The sequence below is a fragment of the Spiribacter aquaticus genome, from assembly GCF_007625215.1.
Taxonomy (GTDB): Bacteria; Pseudomonadota; Gammaproteobacteria; order Nitrococcales; family Nitrococcaceae; genus Spiribacter; species Spiribacter roseus.
On record NZ_VMKP01000001.1, the window covers coordinates 587,346 to 605,490 of the forward strand.

The window sequence follows — 18,145 nt, forward strand, 5'->3', positions numbered from 1 at the left end:
CGGGCACAGGACGCAGCCTCAGCCCGCCCGTAGCCGCCGCCAGAGGCGCCCGTCGATGACCGCCAGGCCCACGAACAGGATCCCCATGCCCGCAAACGCGGTGGACCCCAGTCGCTCGTCAAGGAACACCGCCCCCAGGGTGATGGCGGAGACCGGCACCAGAAACGTCACCAGCGACATATTGTTGGCGCCGGCCGAGGCCAGCAGGCGGAAGTAGAGGAGATAGGCCACGGCGGTGCATAGCAGCGAGAGCCCCAGCAGCGCGCCCCAGCCCGACAGCCCCGGCGAGAGTGTCCACGGCTGATCGACCACCAGCGCCACGGGCGTGAGCCAGACGGTGGCGGCGGTCAGCATATAAGCCGCATTCACCAGCGAGGGGGTGTCCTTGAAGCGCCGGCCGTAGTGCACCGCGAAGCCATAGCAGATCGTCGCCCCCAGCACCGAGAGCTGACCCAGGCTGTAGGGATCGATCCTGCGCAGCAGATCCGGACCCATGAGCACCGCGACCCCGGAGAACCCCAGCAGGATGCCCAGCGCCCGAGCCGGGGTAAGCCGCTCGTCACTGCCGATCAGCAATCCCACCAACATCGCCCAGATCGGCGTCATCGCATTGATGATCGAGGCAAGGCCACTGGGGATCTGGGTCTGCCCCCAGACAATGAAGGAAAACGGCATGGCGTTGCTGATCAGGCCCAGCAGCAGATAGCGGCGGACCAGCGAGGCATTGAAGGGCAGGGGAACACCGCGCAGCCGGGCGATCACCAGCAGCGTCACCGCCGCCAGACTGACCCGCCCCAGTACCACCGTGAACGGCGGCAGGGTCTGCAGCGCCAGCTCAAAGAAAAAGAAGGATCCGCCCCAGACGGTGGAGAGGATAATCAGGAGTAACCAGTCGCGGGTGTTCATGGCGGGCAAGCCTAGGCGGCCAACCCCGCCGCGTCCAGCGCAACCGCACAAAAAAAGGCGGCCCGAGGGCCGCCTTTGAAGGCTCTAACTGCTGGGCAGTTTTAGAAGCCGTACCACAGGGACACGGCGTAGCCGTTGCCCGCATCATTCGCCTTGTCGGCGGAACGGTACTCCAGCGAGGTGTAGACGTTGTCGGCGATGTCGTAAGTCGCGCGACCGATCACCTCGGTGCGGTTGGACTCACCATCAACATCCACTTCCTGGGCACCCAGATGCAGCGAGCCGAAGCCGTAGGAGGTCGTGGCGTAGAGACCGGCGATGGTCTCGTCCTGACCTTCGTTGATCTGGCTGTTGGTGTAGGTCGCGCTCAGGTCAACCACATCGATGCTGGTAACTGCGGCCAGGCCATAGGCGCCGTCGGAGTTTGCACTCTGCAGGTCACCACCGGTGTAGGCAGCGTGCAGGCGGACCATGTCCAGGTCGGCGTAGGCCGCCGCGTTGACGCTGCTGGAATTACCGGTCTCTTCCTTGACGTTTTCGCCGTCGCCGGCCAGCTCGGACTCAATCTCGAAGCCGAAGCCGTCAAAGTCCGGGGAGGCGTAAGTCAGCACACGGCTACGCTCGATGGCGTTGGAGAACGTGAAGACCAGCGCATCGTTGTAGTCACGGACGACGTCGATGTAGCGGTACATCAGGTTGTCGTTCTTACCGTAAGTGACGGAACCGAAGTCACCGCTGAGCGTAGCATGGGCCACGTGGGTGCGGACGCCCGCATCGTTCTCGGTCTGATCGACGTCTGTCTCAGTGCCATCCGCCTCAGTGACGTCAACCACCGAGTTCGCGCTGGCGAAATCGCCCAGACCCTGCTGCGGACGCAGCTGGTAGTACAGCGAGGCCGTCATGCCGTTCACGGCGGCCTTCTCGGCGGTGAAGATCAGGCGGCTGGCGTCGCCGTAGCCGTCGGTGCTGTTGCCGTCGGCGTCATCAGTGTTCGTGTAGAACGGATAGAACGCACCACCAATGCCGACCGTGGTCGTGTCATTGATCTGGAAAGTGGCGGCGGAGGCCGCGCCGGTGCCCAGCAGGGCCGCGATGGCCAGGGCGCTAGTTGTCTTCTTCATCATGGTTTCCCCCATATGGGATAGGTTTTGAACAATCGTGTCGGGTAGCTACCCCGACTGTTCGTATTGTGTGCTGGTCAGTGCCGGCGTTGTGTTTTTGCCACAAGTGCCATGCAGCTGTTGCGCACGAGTTGGAAGGTAGCCTAGTTTCCGCCCCCATGCAAACCCCTTTGTCATCAACAAGGGCCTAATTTTTCAGGGGCTTGGGCGATAACCATGAGTGGCTTCTGCGACTCGTTGTTTGCGCGCAACGCCCGACGCATCACCAGGAGCCGGCCATGACCGATACCGAGATCCCGCTTGAGACCCAGCTGAACACCGAAACCGGGCCCATTCGCTGGGCCGAGCTTGAACGCCACTTCGCCCGCGGGGTGGTGGTGCGGGTGGACCCGGCGCTGGATCTGGTGGCGGTGGCGGCGGCGTTCGTGCGCGATGACGAGCCGACAGTGATGAGCTGGATGACCGCCGGGCAGGTCGCCCGGGCCAGTACTGATGAGGCCCAGGACTGGCACCAGCGCGATCCTGACCTGTGGGCGGTGGTGGCCGCCCCGTGGGTGCTGGTTCAGGAGCCGGCGGTGGGGGCCTGATCGCGCATGCGATCGGCGAACAGTGACCGGGCCTTGTCCAGCTTGGGGTCAATGACCATCTGGCAGTAGGGCATGGGCGCGTTGCGCAGGTAGTAGTCCTGATGATCGCCCTCGGCCGGGTAGAACGCCGTCAGCGGTTTGACCTCGGTGACGATGGGCGCCCGGAATGCCCCCTCGTCGGTCAGGCGCTGGATGTGCGCCTCGGCGGTCCGGCGCTGCGCGTCATCGGCATAGAGCACGATGGACCGGTATTGCGGCCCCACATCCGCACCCTGGCGGTTGGGGGTGGTCGGATCATGGATGGCAAAGAACACCGCAAGCAGGGTGTCAAAGTCGATTACCGCCGGGTCGTAGTCCACCTGCACCACCTCGGCATGCCCGGTGCGGCCGGTGCACACGCTGCGGTAGTCCGGGTTGGGGGTATCGCCGCCGGCATAGCCGGATGTCACCGAATGAACGCCGTCGAGGCGCTGGAATACCGCTTCGATGCACCAGAAGCAGCCGCCGCCCAGTGTTGCTGTCGCCATTCAGTCTTCCTCCGCGGTTGGATTGGCAAAGGCCTCGCCGTGGCCTTGCATGTGCGCCTGATGGTCCTGCTCGAGCGCCCAGCGCACCGTGGGAAACGCCAGTTCGTCCCAGGGCAGTTCCGAGTAGTGGAACAGCCCCACGCTCTGCGATTCCGGGCCCGCCTCGACATGCGGGTCGGTGAGCACGGCGCGATAGATCAGCTGGACCTGATGTATGCGTGCCAGACTGTAGACCGCGAGCAGGCCGGTGAGTTTGAGCTGGGCCCGCGCCTCTTCCCAGGCCTCGCGCCGGGCGCCGGTCTCGGCGGTCTCGCCCAGCTCCATGTAGCCCGCCGGCAGGGTCCAGTAGCCGATCCGCGGTGGGATGGCCCGGCGGCACAGCAGGATGCGCTCATCCTCGGCGCGGGCCACGGCGCCGACCACGATGCGGGGGTTTTCGTAGGCGATGAAACCGCAGTCGGGACAGGTGAGCCGTTCACGATCATCACCCTCGGGGATCTGGTAATGCCGGGGCCCGACCGTCGGCTGCTCGGAGTCGCTCATAATGGAATCTCTTGCGCGGTTGTCGGTCACTGAGAATAACAGAGCCGCCGCACCAACATGATGGGAGGGTCTGCATGGCCGACATTGCCTTTGAGTCGCTGAGCCGCTGGTATGGCGAGACCCCGCGACGCACGGTCCTCGACCAGGTCTCGGGGACCATCCGGGCGGGCGAATTCGCGGTGGTGGTGGGGCGCAGCGGCTCGGGCAAGTCGACGCTGCTCAACCTGCTCGGTGGGCTGGAGTCGCCCAGCGACGGGGTGGTGCGCATCGATGGCACCGACATCGCCCGGCTGGACGATCGGGCGCTCACCACCCTGCGCCGGCGGCGCATGGGGTTTGTGTTCCAGGCCTACAACCTGATCCCGACACTGTCCGTGGCCGATAACCTGCGCCTGCCGCTCAGCCTCAACCGCCTGCCGGAAGACGGCCGGGTCGAGCAGTGGCTCGAGCGGGTCGGCCTGGCCGGGCGGGGTGGCGACTGGCCGGATCGCCTCTCGGGCGGCGAGCAGCAGCGCGTGGCCATTGCCCGGGCGCTGATCCACGCCCCGGATATCATTCTGGCCGATGAGCCCACCGGCAACCTCGATCTGGACAACGCCGAGCGCATCGTCGCGCTGCTCGACCGGCTGTGCCGCGCCGAGGGGCGCACGCTGGTGATGGTCACCCACGCCCAGGAGGTGGTGGGGCTGGCCGATCAGCTGCTCACCATCCGTGAAGGCCGGCTGGTCGACGCCGAATGAGCCGACTGATCGGGCGCATCGGCCGCGCGGACCTGGCGCGGCATCCCCTGCAGACCGGGCTCGCCATGCTGGGCGTGGCGATCGCCGTGGCGGTGGTGGTGGCCGTGGACCTGGCCAACCACTCGGCGCGCGAGGCCATGCGCGTGTCGCTGGAATCGGTCACCGGCAGTGCCACCCACCAGATCGTCGGCGGCCCGGCGGGCGTCGACGAACGGCTCTACACCCGGCTGCGCACCGAGATGGGCCTGCGCCGCGCGGCACCGGTCATCCAGGGCGGCGTGGTGCGCGCCGACGGCAGCGGCCGTGCCCTGACCCTGCTGGGGGTGGATGCCTTTGCCGAGGGCCCGTTCCAGCGCCCGCTGGGCGCCACCAACAATCTGGGGGACGCCTTCAACGACCTGATGCTGCGCGATGATGCCGTGGTGGTCGGCCAGGGCGAGGCCGAGCGCCTGGGCGTGACCGCCGGCGATCCCCTCGATCTGCTCATCGATGGCGCGCGCCACACCGTCACCGTGGTGGCGGTGGTGGACGACCCCGAGGATCAGGCCCGCGGGCTGGTGCTCGCGGATATCGCCGCCGCCCAGACGCTGCTCGATCAACACGGCCGGCTGGATCGCATTGACCTGATGGTGGATGAGGCCCGGGCCGCGGCCCTGGCCGAGATCCTGGGCGCGGGGGTGCGCATCGTGCCGGCGGCGGCCAGCGCCCAGTCGGTGCTGCAGATGAGCCGCGCCTTTCAGATCAACCTGACCGCACTCTCGCTGCTGGCCGTGGTGGTGGGCGCGTTCCTGGTGTTCAACACCCTGAGTTTTCTCGGCGTCCGGCGCCGGGCGGTCATCGGCATCCTGCGCGCCATGGGGGTGCAGCGGCGCGAGATCATCGGGCAGATGATCGGTGACGCCCTGCTGATCGGGTTGATCGGCACGCTGGCCGGGCTCGCCCTTGGCTATGCGCTGGCGCATGGGCTGGTGGGACTGGTCCTGCAGACCGTCAATGATGTCTATTTCGCCCGCGCCGCGGGTGATCTGGTGCTCTCGCCCTGGAGTCTGGCGGCGGGCCTGCTGGTGGGCCTGGGCGGATCGGTGCTGGCGGCGGCCGCGCCGGCCCGGGACGCCGCCGCCACGCCCCCGCGGGCGGCGCTGTCGCGGGCCGATCTGGAGCAGCGCGCCCGGCGCCTGGCGGGCCGTGTCGGCTGGATCGGCGGCAGTGCCCTGCTGCTGGGGGCGCTGGTGATCGCGGTGAGCGACGGCCTGGTCGCCGCCTTTGTCGGGCTGTTCGCGGTCATTCTGGGGGCCGCATTCATGGCCCCGGCCATCATCCTGGGCGTCGGCGCGCTGTTGCGACCGCTGATGCGCGGCCGGCCGGTGGGCGGGCTCATCGTCGAAGGGGCGGTGGCCTCGCTCAGTCGCACCGGGGTGGCGGTCGCCGCGCTGTCCGTGGCGGTGGCGGCGGTGATCGGGGTGGCCGTGATGATCGCGAGCTTCCGCGCCAGTGTGGTGGACTGGCTGGAAGGCTCGCTGGCCGCGGATTTCTATGTTTCGTCCCCGGCGGATCTCAGCGACTCCCGGGCCGACCGGCTGGCGGCGCTGGATGAGGTGGCCTTTGTCAGCCGCTCGCAGTGGTACGACCTGGCCACCGCGGATGGGCCGGTGACGATCTGGGCGCTGGGCCTGCCCGAGGGGCGCCAACCGTCGGTGGACATCCGCCGGCCCGAGCGTGCCGCGGCGCTGGCGGCCTATCGCGGGCAGACGGCGGTGCTGATCAGCGAACCGTTTGCCGAGCGCCGCGACCTGGCGCCCGGCGACATCCTGCGGCTGCCGGTGGGCGAGTCGCGCCGGGCACTGACCGTGGCGGGCGTCTATCGCGATTACGCCTCGCCCACCGGCGCGGTGCTCATGCGGCGTGATCTGTATCGCGATCTCTACGACGATGCCGGGCTGGCCGGGATCGGCGTGCATGCCCGTGACGGCGCGGACCGCGAGGCGCTGATCGGCCGCCTTGAATCGGCCCTGGCCGGGGTGCCCGGCGCGCGGGTCACCGACAATGCCGCGGTATTCGAGCAGTCGCTGCGCATCTTCGATCGTACCTTCGCGATCACCGAGGTGCTGCGCTGGCTGGCCGGGCTGGTGGCCTTCGTCGGCGTGATCTCGGCGCTGATGGCCCTGCAGCTCGACCGGCTGCGAGAGTTTGCGGTGCTGCGGGCCGTGGGGCTGGGCCGCGCCGGGCTGGCCGGGCTGATCAGCGGGCAGAGCGCATTGCTGGGGCTGATCGCCGGGCTCTGGGCGGTGCCGCTGGGCGTGACGCTGGCGGGGCTGCTGGTGTTTGTCATCAACCGCCGGGCCTATGGCTGGACCATGGGCTTTGAGCTGCAGGCCGGGCCGGTGGTCGAGGGCGTTGCCCTGGCAGTGGTCGCGGCGCTACTCGCCACCGTCTATCCGGCCTGGCGGGCCACACGGCTGCGGATTGCCGCGGCGCTGAAGGGGGAGTGATGCGCAATCGACTGGACGCGGGGCTGCTGGGACTGGTCGGACTGCTGGTGGCGGCCATCGTGATCGGGGCGGTGCGCTTTGGGGGCACACCGACGGGTGAGCCCGCCAGCGACGGCGCCCAGAGTCTGGCCGCCGCCATGGGCCCGAGTGCCAACGCCGATGCCTTCGCCCGGGTCACCGGCCCACGGCCGCTCGACTTTCCCGCCGATCATGGCGCGCATCCCGACCACCGCACCGAGTGGTGGTATTTCACCGGCAACCTCACCAGCCCGGCGGGCCGCGACTACGGCTTTCAGCTGACGCTGTTCCGCACCGCCCTGGCGCCGGAGGCGGGCGATCGGCCCTCGGACTGGGCGACCCGGCAGGTCTGGATGGGGCATTTCGCGGTCACCGATGTGACGGCCGGCACGCATCGGGCGGTGGAGCGTTACCAGCGCGGAGCCCTGGGTTTGGCCGGCGCCACCACCCGACCGGTGCGGGTGTGGCTGGATGACTGGCAGATCCGCAGCGAGGGCAGCGAGGCGCTGTTCCCGCTGCGGGTCACCGCCAGCGCCCCGTCGCGCGGGATTGGCATCGATCTGGCCATTGCCGCGCAGAAACCGCGGGTGCTGCAGGGGGATCGCGGCTACAGCCGCAAGGGTGAGGAACCGGGCAATGCCTCGCGCTATTACTCGTACACGCGTCTCGCCGCCGATGGCGAGGTACGCTTTGCCGATCAAACCCATGCCGTCACCGGCAGTGCCTGGCTGGATCGTGAGTGGTCCACCAGCGCGCTGGATGCCGATCAGGCGGGTTGGGACTGGTTTGCGCTGCAGCTCGATGACGGCCGCGATCTGATGGTCTATCGCCTGCGCCGGCAGGATGGCAGCACCGACCCACACTCCGCCGGGATCCTGGTGGGGCCCGCCGGGCAGAGCCGGCGCCTGAGCGCCGAGGACTTCCGCCTGACGCCGACGCGGGAGTGGCAGAACCCGCGCACCGGGTCACGCTATCCGGTGGCCTGGCGCATTCAGCTGCCGGATGAGGGCATCGACCTGCGGGTCAATGCCCGTCTGGATGATCAGGCGATGCCCACCACCGTGCGCTACTGGGAGGGCAGCGTCGCGGTGACCGGCAGCGCCAGCGGTGTGGGCTATCTGGAGATGACCGGCTACTGATCGGCGTCGCCGGTCTCCTCCTCCCAGGTGCCCTCGACATCCACCGTGCCTTCCTCGAGGGCGGCGATCATCGCGTCCACGCCGCCGTCACGGCCGGCCTCGGCCTGCAGCGCGTCGCGGAACACCAGCAGCATGCTCACGCCGCGGGTTTCGATGTCGAAGACCCGCCAGCGATCATCGCGCTTGTAGAGCTGGATGCGCAGCTCGAGCGTGTCGATGTCCGGGCCCTGGGCAATGGCGTTGACGATGGCGCGGTCGTCCTCTTGGGTGACCAGGCGCAGGTCGACCTCACCCTTTTCGGCAAAATCCACGGCCTCCTGGGCATAGCGCTGCAGCGCCCCGGCGTAGAGGTTGGCCACCCGATCGGCAAGCGCCGTGGCGAGCCGCTCGATGTCCGCCGGCTCAGCGGTGCGCGCCGCCGGGCCCATGGCAAACCGGGCCATCAGCTGGGTATCCACCCAGGGACGCACCCGGCTGTTGAACAGCGCGACCGCCGCCGCGCGGTCGTTGGCCAGCGTCTCGCGCTCATCGACGATGCGATTGAGGGCCTCCGTGACCACGTAGTTGACCACCGCCTTGGGCGCCTCGGGCGGGCCCTCGTCGGGGGTGGTGGCGCTTGCCTGCACCCCGGTGGCGGGGATCAGCAGGGCGACGATCAGGGCCAGCAGGGTCCGGGCGAGGGGGCTAGATCTTGTCATGGGCGCGCTCCAGCAGATGATTGAGGTACTCCAGCCGCAGCCGAGAGGTACGGATCCGTGTCGCCAGCCCCGGGTCGGGGTCGGGCAGGATCTCGAGCAGATCGGCGTGAAAGAATACGCCGAAACTGTCGATGTAGTGCAGGTGATGATTGCGGTCGAGGACCAGATTGTCGATGCCGTAGAGGTCGAGCACCCGGTCGTCCTCGCGGTACCAGCGCTCGGCGCTGCCGATGAAATGCGCCAGGGCGTCGCGCAGGCGGGGGTCGCGGGCGATCATGGGCGCGAGCTCGGCCTCATTGCCGGGGTTGGCCACGTCAAACCAGCGGCGGATGTTGGGTGCCATGGCGATCACGCTCGCCTCGCCGTCAATGTGGGTGCGCACGAACACCGTGGGCGGGACGATGTCACCCAGGGCGGCGCGCAGGCGCTGGTGGTCGCGGTTGAGGACGGCCACCTCGCGGGCCGGCGTGGCCGTCCGTGGGATCTTGATGATCCGGTCCACCGGCTGGCGCTCGCCGGCCCGGCGGACGCTGCCGCTGCTGCGCCAGACCTCGCAGTGATAGCCCGCGTCGGAGACCAGCGTGGCGGGCAGTCGATCGGTGCGCAGGCACGCGATGCGGTTGTCGATGCGGTCGTCTTCGCGGGCCATGGCTCAGGCGACGGATGCCGGCCGGCGCTGCTGGTGCCAGAGTGCGGAGACCGCTGCCAGGGCGAGCGCCGCGGTGACCGCCATGACACCGACCATGGTGACCAGCGGCCCGGCCGTGATGAGCCCCACCAGCGCCGCGCTGACCGCCCCCAGACTGAACTGGGCGACGCCGAACAGTGCCGAGGCCGCCCCGGCGTGGGCCGGGTAGCGATCGAGCAGTCCGGCCACGGTGTTGGCGGCGATGATGCCCACCGTGCCCAACGCCACGAACAGGGGCGGGGTGATCAGCCACTGCGCGGTCACTCCGCCCGCCACCAGCGCGACCAGGGCGGCCGTGGCGCTCGCCATGATCAGCACCCCGGCACTCAGCATGCGTCGGTGGCCGTAGCGCATGACCAGCTGGCCGTTGGTGAGGTTGCCAATCAAAAGCCCCACCACGTTGAGCGCGAAGTAGTAGCCGAACTGCGCCTGCGAGACGCCGAACACCTCGGTGTAGACGAACGGGCTGCCGGCGACATAGGCGAACAGCGCGGCGAAGGCCATGCCGCCGGCGCCCAGATAGGCGAGGCTGACCGGATCCCGCAGGATGGGGCCATAGGCCATGAACAGCTGCCCCAGCCGGGCATCCGGGCGCCGCTCCGCAGGGTGGGTTTCGTACAGCGCGATGAGCAGCATGGCGGTGCAGATCACCGCGAACAGGGCGAGCACCGCGAACACCGCCCGCCAGCCGAGCTGCGAGCTGATCCAGCCGCCCAGCACCGGGGCGATCAGCGGCGCCATGGTCATGACCAGGATCACGAACGACATCATGCGCGCCGCCCGTCGGCCCGAGTACAGATCGCGCACCACGGCGCGGGCGATCACCGGCCCGGCCGCCGCCCCGAAGCCCTGGATCAGCCGGCCGACCAGCAGGGCCTCGATGCCGGTCGCAAGACCGCATATCAGCGTCGCCGCGCCATACAGTAAAATACCGGCCAGCAGCGGCCGGCGCCGGCCGTAGCGATCGGCAAGGGGGCCATAAAAGAACTGCCCCAGTGCCAGTCCCACAAAGAACAGCGCCAGGCTGAGCTGTGTCTGCCCGGCACTGACCCCCAGGTCCGCCTCGATCAGCGGCAGGCTTGGCAGGTACAGGTCGATGGACAGCGGGGCGAACGCGGTGATCACGCCCAGAATGATGATCATCGCCACGCCGTCGGGGCGGGCGGGCTTGATGGGTCCGAACAAGGGTGAGGGCCTCCTGGCGCCAAAGAGCAAGCGAATTCCGGCCGCTTGCATCTGTCAGTATACCGTAGCGTAGTGGAGGCCAGTCAGGCCGAGGAGTTCCTTCGCGTGGCACGTTCACGACCCCTTCCCGAAGCCGCCGATGAATGGCCCGTCGAGCGCATGGCGCAGGCCCTCGAGGCGCACGCCCCGGCGCTGGTGATCACCGGCGCCGGGGTGTCCACCGGCTCGGGCATTCCGGATTATCGCGACCATCGCGGCGTCTGGAAGCGCGGCTCGCCCATGCAGCTGGCCGAGTTCACCGGTCACGAGTCGGGTCGCCGGCGCTACTGGGCGCGCAGCCTGGTGGGCTGGCGCACCGTCGAGCAGGCCCGACCCAATGCCGCCCATCGGCGGCTGGCCGAACTCGGCGCCCGTGGCGTGGTGGGCCCGGTGATCACCCAGAATGTCGATGGCCTGCACCAGGCCGCCGGCAGCCCGGCGGTTCACGACCTCCACGGCCGGCTCGATCGCGTCGAGTGCCTGGACTGCGGCCGGGTCATCCCCCGCGCCCATCACCAGAGCCAGCTGGAGGCGGCCAACCCCGGCTGGGCGGCCGCGGCCCGGTCCCCGCAGATGACCCCGGATGGGGATGCCGAGCTGGGCGATGTCGACTACGGCGATTTCGTGGTGCCGGCCTGCGAGGCCTGCGGTGGCATGCTCAAGCCCGCGGTGGTGTTTTTTGGTGAGACGGTCCCCAAAGCCCGGGTCGCCGCCGCCTTCGCCGCCCTTGAGTCGGCCGGCGCGCTGTGGGTGGTGGGCTCCTCCCTGATGGTCTGGTCGGGCTACCGGTTCGTGCGCGCCGCGGCGGCGGCCGGCAAGCCGGTGTATGTGCTGGGGCTTGGCATCACCCGCGGCGACGCCGAGGCCAGCGGTCGGGTGACCGCGGACTGCGCGAGCGGGCTTGCCGCGATCATCCAGTCCCTGTCACCCCGCCGGGCGGTGGGCTGATGGCGAAAAAGCCGCTGCCCAGCAAGATCTGCCCGGTCTGCGGCCGGCCGTTCAACTGGCGACGCAAGTGGGCGCGTGACTGGGAGAACGTGCGCTATTGCTCGGAACGCTGTCGGCGCAGTCGATGAGCGCGCAGCTTGTTTGGTACAAGCGCGATCTGCGCACCGCCGACCATGCGCCGCTGGCACGCGCCATGGCCGAGGGGCCGGTGCTGCCGGTGTATGTCATCGAGCCCGACTACTGGCGCCAGCCGGACACCGCCCAGCGCCACTGGGCGTTCATCCGCGAGAGCCTGATCGAACTGGATGCGGCCCTCGCCGAGCGGGGCCTGCGCCTGTGGGTGTTCGAGGGCGAGGCCATGGCAATCTTTCGGTGGCTGAATGCCGCGCTGGGCGGGATCACCCTCCACGCCCACGAGGAGACGGGCAACGCCTGGACGCATCAGCGTGATCGGACGGTGCGACGCGGCTGCCGCGAGGCCGGTATCGCGCTGCATGAGGTGCCGCAGTTCGGCGTGGTCCGCCCGCTGGCGAGCCGCGATGAATGGGCCGGACACTGGGAGCGGCGCATGAAGGCCCAGCCCGTGTGTCCGCCGGCAACCGCGCGGGCGCTTGACCCGGGCGCGGCGGTGCACGCTGCCACCATTCCCATCGATCGGCTGCCGGCCGAGCGCGGCGGGGGGCGGGTTGCCTGCCCGGGCCGTCAGCCGGGCGGTCGGGCCGCTGGCGAGTCCCTGCTGGCCAGTTTTCTGGCCACCCGCGGCGAGACCTACCGCCAGGGCATGGCAAGCCCGGTGTCCGCCGGCGAGGTCTGCTCGCGGCTCTCGCCGCATATCGCCTACGGGACGCTTTCGCTGCGCGAGATCGTGCAGACCCATCGCCGCCGCTGGATGGCACTGAAGGCCGAGGCGCCGCGCTCGCACTGGGCGCGGTCGCTCAAGTCGTTCGAGTCCCGCCTGCACTGGCACTGCCATTTCATCCAGAAACTCGAGGACGAGCCGGCGCTTGAGTGGCGCAACATGCACCGCGGCTACGACGGGCTGCGGGACGAGTCGCAGACCGACCCGGAGCGGCTCGCCGCCTGGATCGAGGGCCGCACCGGTCTGCCCTTCGTCGATGCCTGCATGCGCCAGCTGCGGGCCGAGGGCTGGATCAACTTTCGGATGCGCGCCATGCTCGTCGCCGTATCGAGCTATCACCTGTGGATGCACTGGCGTGAACCGGCGCAGGCGCTGGCGCGGCTTTTTACCGACTACGAGCCGGGCATCCACTACTGCCAGTTCCAGATGCAGTCCGGCACCACGGGGATCAACACCCTGCGCATTTACAACCCGGTCAAGCAGTCCCGCGATCAGGATCCGGACGGCGCCTATATCCGCCACTGGCTGCCGGCGCTGGCCGCCGTGCCCGGCGAGTGGATTCACGAACCGTGGCGGATGCCCGGTGGGCTGCAGCGGCGCTACGGTGTGCGTCTGGGGCGGGATTACCCCTGGCCGGTGGTGGATCACGAGCAGGCCGCGCGGGACGCCCGGGCGCGCATCAAGGCCCACCGCGAGCAGCGGGATCTGGCCCGGGAATCGGCTCGAGTACGCCGCCAGCACGCCAGCCGCAGCCCCGCCCCCGAGCGGCCGCGCTCCGGTCGGCGCCGCCCGCCGCCGGGACAGGGCACGCTGGATCTCTAGTCCCTGGAACAAAAAAACCGCCGACCGGGTAGCGACGCCGGTCAGCGGTTGTGTGGGGGAAACCCTGGGAGTGGGATCAGAACTCGTACTTCAGACCCGCGACGCCCAGCTTGTCGGTGTCGAGCTTCGCGAACTCGCCGTCCGAAAACTTGCGGTCAAGATCGCCATACTCGGCAAAGATCACCACGTCGCTGGCGATTTCGTAGTTGATACCAGCTGCCGTCTGCGTGTTCGAGTCACCGTTGCTGGGATCAACGCTCTGGGCCGCCCCGTAGAGGTCACCGCCGCCGTAGTTGTAGGAAAGCGCGATAGCCGTGTAATCGGTGTCATTACCAGCTTGGTCGTTTTCCTGGGCAAAGCGGGCGCTCGCCTCGAGACGGTCACTCAGCTGGGCCACTGCAGCGATGCCGACCACGTGGTCCTGCGACTTGAATTCGTTGGAATCACTGCCATTGGCATTGATCGAACCCCGGCTGTCGTAGGCGGCCGCGAGGGCGACCGGGCCGAAGTCATATTCGGCCGCGGCGATCAGGCTAACCTCAGAACCGTTGCCATCTCCGACATCATCGTTATCGCGATTGTTATGCCGACCCTGCAGCCGGAACGAGAAACCATCCATGTCCGGGCTGTAGTAGGTCAGCATGCTGTCCTCGTCGGTGAGGCTGACCGCGTCCAGCGAAGCGTTCTCAAAGGGATCCACGGCATCGGAAATCAGATCCTCGAAGACGTTGTCGCTGGCGCCGATCGCCACTTCACCGAAGTCGCCGACAAACCCGAGGATGCTGCCGTCGCGGCTTACAGTGTCGCTGTTTCCGAGCGTGTTGTACTCAAACTCCGCCTCGGCAAACGCCGTGATGCCATTGCCCAGATCCCGGGTGCCGCCGATAACAACCTTCGAACCGTCGTCTTTGAAGTCCGTGTCGTTTTCGCCGTTGGTTTTCTTCTCATACAGGTAGTTGAGCACCACTTCGCCGCCCAGGGTCAGAGTGGTGTTCTCGGAGACTTCGAAATCGGCGGCCTGGGCGCCGGCGGAGGCCATGCCGGCCGCGACCAGAAGGGCCAGTTTGGGTGCGTGCTTCATCACTTGAATCCTCGTTTGATTGTGGCGTTGCGTTGACGCGACAGCCGCGGCGTCCGCCGCTGCCCCGACTGGCGATGACAATGCCGGGACAATGTGACGAGGCGATGAGGATTCAGTGACAGATCAGTGGCGGTTCAATGACAGGACGATGGCATTTGGATGACAGCCGTGGTGAAGACGCAACAGGGCGTTCACAGCGACTCGCTGAGGCGGTCCTTGAGCTCGGCGGCGGTGGCCGCCTTCGGCAGGCAGGCCCGGGCGCGGCACACCCACGCGCCGCTGCCCTCGGCCGGCGCGGCACCGGCACGCTGGCCGTCACCGGGAGTCAACACCAGCCGGCCCGGGGCGAAGCCGCCCTCGGCGACGTCGCGCAGGGCCTGGCGCGTCGGAGCATCCCCGCGGATCACCACCAGCGCCGGGGGGACGAGCTGCTCATCCAGGGCATCCAGCAGGGTGCAGTGCGCCGCCGGTGCCTGCTCGATGCTCTCGGCGGCCGCCATTAGCGTGCGCTTGGCGGCATCCAGGTAGCGCGGCTCGCCCAGCCAGTGCCCCAGTCGGTTGAGCGCCAGCGCCGCGATGCCATTGCCGGCGGGCAGGGCATCGTCGGTCCAGCGCCGGGGCCGCTGGATGAGGGGGGCGTGGTCGCGGGCGGTCAGATAGAAGCCGCCGACATCCGCATCCTCGAAGCCCTCGAGCAGGGCATCGGCCAGTGAGCGCGCCCGCGCCGTGCGGGCATCGGACCAGCGCGCCTGCTGGAGCTCGATGAGGGCATCCAGCAGGAAGGCGTGATCGTCGAGGAAGGTCAACGCCCCGCGCGCCTGCAGCGCCGCCTCGGTGCGCTCGGCAGCATCGATGAGATGCGGCAGGTCGAGGAATCGCCCGGCCCGCGCCAGGGAACGGATCATCAGCGCGTTCCAGGCGGTCAGCACCTTGTCGTCGCGGCCCGGCCGCGGGCGCTGGTCGCGGGCATCACGGAGTTTCTGCTGCGCCGACTTCCAGCGGGCCACCAGGACGTCGCGCGGGGTGTGCAGGGCCTTGGCCAGTTCCGAGAAGGCCATGTGCACCTGTGGGTGCCAGCGCCCGTCAAAGTTGGGTTTTTCATCCAGGCCCAGTCGCCGGATCACCAGCTCCGCCTCGTCGGCACTGAGCACCGTCCGCATCTGCTCGGGCGTCCAAAGATAGAACGCGCCTTCGCCCCCGGCGCTGTCGGCGTCCAGCGAGGTGGCGAAGCCGCCGCCCGGCTGTTCCATCTCGCGCAGCGCCCACTCGGCGGTCTCCCGGGCAATGCGGCGGAAGAACCGATCGCCGGTGGCCTGGAAGGCGTCGCTGGCGACACCGATCAGCAGGGCGTTGTCGCTGAGCATTTTCTCAAAATGCGGGATCCGCCATTCGGCATCCACGCTATAGCGCGCAAAGCCACCGCCGATCTGGTCGTAGATGCCCCCCAGCGCCATCCGCCGCAGGCTGTGGCAGGCCATGTGCAGGGCGCCGCGGTCGGGCTCACCGCGCTGCTGACTGCGGGCATAGGTGCGCAGCAGCCGCTCGAGGGTCATGGGCTGCGGGAACTTGGGCGCCGGGCCGAACCCGCCGTGGGCCGGGTCGAAGCGCTCGCCCAGCTGCTGACGCGCGGTGTCGAGCACGCCGGCATCGGGCAGGGCAGTGCGCGGCGTGACCGTGCCCAGCCGATCCAGCACGCGCTTGAGATCGGCGTTCTGCTCGTGGATCTCGTCGCGGTGGTCGCGCCACACCCGGGTGATGCGATCCATGACATCGCCAAAGCCGGGCATGCCCTGGCTGGCCTTGGCCGGGAAGTACGTCCCGGCAAAAAACGGCATCTGATCGGGGGTCAGGAACACGGTCAGCGGCCAGCCACCGCCGCGGCCCACCAGCAGCTGATGGGCGGTCTGGTAGATGTGGTCAAGATCGGGGCGCTCCTCGCGGTCGACCTTGATGTTGATGAACCCGTGATTCATCTGATCGGCGATGGCCGGATCCTCGAAGCACTCATGCGCCATGACATGGCACCAGTGACAGGCCGAATAGCCGATGGACAGCAGGATCGGCCGGTCCTGATCACGGGCGGCGGCGAGCGCGGTGTCGTCCCACGGCTGCCAGTGCACCGGGTTGTCGGCGTGCTGGCGCAGGTAGGGGCTGCTCGCCGCGCCCAGTCGATTGCTGGTGAGGGGTGATTCGGCCATGGCATGATCCCGACAGACAGTGATAACGCGGGCTGGATGCTATCATCCTCGCCATCAACGGGTCTCGACGCACAGGAACGGGCACTCATGCGGATCGATGGGGCAACCGGACGGGTTGCCGAGGCGGCCTTTGTGGCATCGCCCAACCAGGGCGAGCGACCGCCCGGTCAGGCGCCGGAGCTGATTGTGGTGCATGGCATCAGCCTGCCCGCCGGCCAGTTCGGCGGCGGTCATATCACCGAGCTGTTCACCAATCGGCTCAACACCCGCGGTGACGCCCGCTTCGATTACCTGGCCGGCGTGCGGGTATCCGCCCATGTGCTGATCGCCCGGGACGGCGGGCTGACCCAGTATGTCGCGTTTGACCGGCGCGCCTGGCATGCCGGCGAGTCGGTGTTCGAGGGGCGGCGCGACTGCAATGATTTCTCCATTGGCATCGAACTGGAGGGCACGGACACCCAGCCCTACCGGCCGATTCAGTATGACCGGCTTGAGGCGCTGATCCGCGGGCTGCGGGCGACCTATCCGGCCATCGGCGCGGACCGCGTGGTGGGGCACTGCCATATCGCCCCCGGGCGCAAGAGCGATCCCGGCCCCGGATTTGACTGGCAGCGCCTGGCCCGCAACCTCGAGATCCGCTGCCCGATCACCCAGCGCCGGGCGCTCACCCTGTGAAGCTGCTTGCCCTGATTGCCGCACTGCTCATCAACAGCCGCCTGCCACCCGGGGGCTGGCGCAGTGCGCGGGGGTTCTTTCGCTACAGTGCCTGGCTGCAGCCGCGGCTGATGCGCCTGCGCGCCTGGGACCATGGCCTGGGCGTGGCGCTGGTGCTGCTGCCGCCGCTGCTGCCGGTGGCGATCCTGCAGTGGAGCCTGGGTGGCGCGCTGTTCGGCGGCGTGGGGCTGGTGCTGAGCGTGGCCGCACTGTGCTTTGCGTTTGGCGGGGGCGAGCCCCTCGAGGCCGAGGTGGCGGCGTTCACCGCGGCCTGGCGGCGCGGGGACACCGCCGCCGCCGAGACCGCCTTAAAGGCGCTGGCCGGGGGGCGGGACGAGCCGATGGCCTTCGAGGCCATGCCCGAGGCGGCGGCGGGGCATCTGATGCTGCGCGCCCGGACGCGCTTGTTTGCGCCGGTGTTCTGGTTTGTGCTGCTGGGCCCGGTGGGCGCGTTCGGCTATCGACTGGCGGTGCTGGCGCGGGCGTTCGGCGACTGCCAGGACAATGCCGGTCCCGGCTACTGCGGGCGTGCGACGCGCCTGGTGGCGGGGCTGGACTGGCTGCCCGACCGGCTGATGGCGCTGACACTGGCGCTGGCGGGCCACTTCAGTGCGGCCTGGACGGTCTGGGAATCTGAGGCGGCGGCGGGCGCACCGCGGCGCCTGGCGGAAACCGGCATGGCGGCGCTGGGTGTGCCGCTGGCCAACGCCCCCCGCGATCTGACCGCCGACGCCGTGGACGATGCCTATGCGCTGCTGCGGCGGACGGTTTATGTGTGGCTGGCGCTGGTGGCGGCGGGCGTGCTGCTGATCATCGGCTGAGCCGCCGGGCCCCCGCTGGAAC

18 protein-coding genes are annotated in these 18,145 nt (G+C 68.9%); 9 read left to right on the forward strand and 9 right to left on the reverse strand.

Features of this window, described 5'->3' with window-relative positions; all coding sequences use genetic code 11:
- Nucleotides 1-18: 18 nt before the first annotated feature.
- Nucleotides 19-906 (reverse strand): DMT family transporter, encoded by an 888-nt coding sequence (locus FPL11_RS02950; RefSeq protein ID WP_144347149.1) that lies wholly within the window; start codon nt 904-906, stop codon nt 19-21.
- 101 nt (nt 907-1,007) lie between these two features.
- Nucleotides 1,008-2,027, reverse strand: coding sequence for a porin (locus FPL11_RS02955; protein ID WP_159308533.1), 1,020 nt, complete (start codon nt 2,025-2,027; stop codon nt 1,008-1,010).
- Nucleotides 2,028-2,305: 278 nt separating this feature from the next.
- Here FPL11_RS02955 and FPL11_RS02960 point away from each other — a divergent pair, with 278 nt between their 5' ends.
- A complete protein-coding gene (locus FPL11_RS02960) occupies nt 2,306-2,614 on the forward strand; it encodes a DUF2288 domain-containing protein (protein ID WP_110882465.1) in 309 nt (102 codons plus the stop codon).
- On the opposite strand, the gene msrA is transcribed toward FPL11_RS02960, so the two are convergent.
- Together msrA and FPL11_RS02970 are read right to left on the reverse strand one after the other, a co-directional pair.
- Entirely contained in the window at nt 2,590-3,141 is a 552-nt protein-coding gene (msrA, locus tag FPL11_RS02965; protein WP_144347151.1) for a peptide-methionine (S)-S-oxide reductase MsrA, read from the reverse strand. The two genes, FPL11_RS02960 and msrA, sit on opposite strands and share 25 nt — an antisense overlap.
- Nucleotides 3,142-3,684, reverse strand: coding sequence for an NUDIX hydrolase (locus FPL11_RS02970; RefSeq protein ID WP_144347152.1), 543 nt, complete (start codon nt 3,682-3,684; stop codon nt 3,142-3,144).
- Between the two features lie 74 nt (nt 3,685-3,758).
- Between FPL11_RS02970 and FPL11_RS02975 the strand changes: the two genes are divergently transcribed.
- Genes FPL11_RS02975 through FPL11_RS02985 form a run of 3 tightly spaced genes read left to right on the forward strand, consistent with a single transcriptional unit; the run spans nt 3,759 to nt 8,070 of the window.
- On the forward strand, nt 3,759-4,424 hold the full coding sequence (locus FPL11_RS02975) for an ABC transporter ATP-binding protein (protein WP_144347153.1): 666 nt from the start codon (nt 3,759-3,761) through the stop codon (nt 4,422-4,424).
- Nucleotides 4,421-6,913, forward strand: a complete 2,493-nt coding sequence (locus FPL11_RS02980; protein WP_144347154.1) for an ABC transporter permease — start codon at nt 4,421-4,423, stop codon at nt 6,911-6,913. The genes FPL11_RS02975 and FPL11_RS02980 overlap by 4 nt, the downstream gene beginning before the upstream one ends.
- Nucleotides 6,913-8,070, forward strand: coding sequence for a lipocalin-like domain-containing protein (locus tag FPL11_RS02985; protein WP_144347155.1), 1,158 nt, complete (start codon nt 6,913-6,915; stop codon nt 8,068-8,070). The genes FPL11_RS02980 and FPL11_RS02985 overlap by 1 nt, the downstream gene beginning before the upstream one ends.
- Here the strand turns inward: FPL11_RS02985 and FPL11_RS02990 are convergent.
- From FPL11_RS02990 to FPL11_RS03000, 3 genes are read right to left on the reverse strand one after another with little or no spacing between them, the layout of a single operon-like run.
- Entirely contained in the window at nt 8,064-8,768 is a 705-nt protein-coding gene (locus FPL11_RS02990) for an MlaC/ttg2D family ABC transporter substrate-binding protein (RefSeq protein ID WP_144347156.1), read from the reverse strand. The two genes, FPL11_RS02985 and FPL11_RS02990, sit on opposite strands and share 7 nt — an antisense overlap.
- Complete coding sequence (locus FPL11_RS02995) at nt 8,755-9,417, reverse strand: hypothetical protein (RefSeq protein WP_144347157.1); 663 nt, start codon at nt 9,415-9,417, stop codon at nt 8,755-8,757. The genes FPL11_RS02990 and FPL11_RS02995 overlap by 14 nt, the downstream gene beginning before the upstream one ends.
- Before the next feature lie 3 nt (nt 9,418-9,420).
- On the reverse strand, nt 9,421-10,641 hold the full coding sequence (locus FPL11_RS03000) for a Bcr/CflA family multidrug efflux MFS transporter (RefSeq protein WP_235012784.1): 1,221 nt from the start codon (nt 10,639-10,641) through the stop codon (nt 9,421-9,423).
- Between the two features lie 105 nt (nt 10,642-10,746).
- On the opposite strand from FPL11_RS03000, the gene FPL11_RS03005 reads away from it, so the two are divergent.
- Genes FPL11_RS03005 through FPL11_RS03015 form a run of 3 tightly spaced genes read left to right on the forward strand, consistent with a single transcriptional unit; the run spans nt 10,747 to nt 13,309 of the window.
- A complete protein-coding gene (locus FPL11_RS03005) occupies nt 10,747-11,628 on the forward strand; it encodes an NAD-dependent protein deacetylase (RefSeq protein WP_235013513.1) in 882 nt (293 codons plus the stop codon).
- Nucleotides 11,628-11,756 carry a DUF2256 domain-containing protein gene (locus tag FPL11_RS03010; protein WP_144347159.1) on the forward strand — a complete coding sequence of 43 codons (129 nt, stop codon included), beginning with the start codon at nt 11,628-11,630 and terminating at the stop codon, nt 11,754-11,756. The genes FPL11_RS03005 and FPL11_RS03010 overlap by 1 nt, the downstream gene beginning before the upstream one ends.
- Nucleotides 11,753-13,309, forward strand: coding sequence for a cryptochrome/deoxyribodipyrimidine photo-lyase family protein (locus FPL11_RS03015; protein WP_144347160.1), 1,557 nt, complete (start codon nt 11,753-11,755; stop codon nt 13,307-13,309). Before FPL11_RS03010 ends, FPL11_RS03015 begins: the two co-directional genes overlap by 4 nt.
- A gap of 76 nt (nt 13,310-13,385) precedes the next feature.
- Here the strand turns inward: FPL11_RS03015 and FPL11_RS03020 are convergent, their stop codons facing one another.
- Nucleotides 13,386-14,390 (reverse strand): porin, encoded by a 1,005-nt coding sequence (locus tag FPL11_RS03020; RefSeq protein ID WP_144347161.1) that lies wholly within the window; start codon nt 14,388-14,390, stop codon nt 13,386-13,388.
- A gap of 191 nt (nt 14,391-14,581) precedes the next feature.
- Nucleotides 14,582-16,588, reverse strand: a complete 2,007-nt coding sequence (locus FPL11_RS03025) for a thioredoxin domain-containing protein (RefSeq protein WP_144347162.1) — start codon at nt 16,586-16,588, stop codon at nt 14,582-14,584.
- Between the two features lie 87 nt (nt 16,589-16,675).
- Between FPL11_RS03025 and ampD the strand changes: the two genes are divergently transcribed.
- Together ampD and ampE are read left to right on the forward strand one after the other, a co-directional pair.
- Nucleotides 16,676-17,263, forward strand: a complete 588-nt coding sequence (gene ampD, locus FPL11_RS03030; RefSeq protein WP_110882578.1) for a 1,6-anhydro-N-acetylmuramyl-L-alanine amidase AmpD — start codon at nt 16,676-16,678, stop codon at nt 17,261-17,263.
- Nucleotides 17,260-18,123 (forward strand): regulatory signaling modulator protein AmpE, encoded by an 864-nt coding sequence (gene ampE, locus FPL11_RS03035; protein ID WP_159308534.1) that lies wholly within the window; start codon nt 17,260-17,262, stop codon nt 18,121-18,123. Before ampD ends, ampE begins: the two co-directional genes overlap by 4 nt.
- Nucleotides 18,124-18,145: the final 22 nt, after the last annotated feature.

Coding starts and splice junctions, on each gene's coding strand:
- FPL11_RS03025 (WP_144347162.1), bottom strand. CDS start 16,588: ATGGCCGAATCACCCCTCACCAGCAATCGACTGGGCGCGGCGAGCAGC.
- FPL11_RS02955 (WP_159308533.1), bottom strand. CDS start 2,027: ATGAAGAAGACAACTAGCGCCCTGGCCATCGCGGCCCTGCTGGGCACC.
- FPL11_RS03020 (WP_144347161.1), bottom strand. CDS start 14,390: ATGAAGCACGCACCCAAACTGGCCCTTCTGGTCGCGGCCGGCATGGCC.
- FPL11_RS02980 (WP_144347154.1), top strand. CDS start 4,421: ATGAGCCGACTGATCGGGCGCATCGGCCGCGCGGACCTGGCGCGGCAT.
- FPL11_RS02960 (WP_110882465.1), top strand. CDS start 2,306: ATGACCGATACCGAGATCCCGCTTGAGACCCAGCTGAACACCGAAACC.
- FPL11_RS02990 (WP_144347156.1), bottom strand. CDS start 8,768: ATGACAAGATCTAGCCCCCTCGCCCGGACCCTGCTGGCCCTGATCGTC.
- FPL11_RS02985 (WP_144347155.1), top strand. CDS start 6,913: ATGCGCAATCGACTGGACGCGGGGCTGCTGGGACTGGTCGGACTGCTG.
- msrA (WP_144347151.1), bottom strand. CDS start 3,141: ATGGCGACAGCAACACTGGGCGGCGGCTGCTTCTGGTGCATCGAAGCG.
- FPL11_RS02995 (WP_144347157.1), bottom strand. CDS start 9,417: ATGGCCCGCGAAGACGACCGCATCGACAACCGCATCGCGTGCCTGCGC.
- FPL11_RS02975 (WP_144347153.1), top strand. CDS start 3,759: ATGGCCGACATTGCCTTTGAGTCGCTGAGCCGCTGGTATGGCGAGACC.
- FPL11_RS03010 (WP_144347159.1), top strand. CDS start 11,628: ATGGCGAAAAAGCCGCTGCCCAGCAAGATCTGCCCGGTCTGCGGCCGG.
- FPL11_RS02950 (WP_144347149.1), bottom strand. CDS start 906: ATGAACACCCGCGACTGGTTACTCCTGATTATCCTCTCCACCGTCTGG.
- FPL11_RS03015 (WP_144347160.1), top strand. CDS start 11,753: ATGAGCGCGCAGCTTGTTTGGTACAAGCGCGATCTGCGCACCGCCGAC.
- ampD (WP_110882578.1), top strand. CDS start 16,676: ATGCGGATCGATGGGGCAACCGGACGGGTTGCCGAGGCGGCCTTTGTG.
- FPL11_RS02970 (WP_144347152.1), bottom strand. CDS start 3,684: ATGAGCGACTCCGAGCAGCCGACGGTCGGGCCCCGGCATTACCAGATC.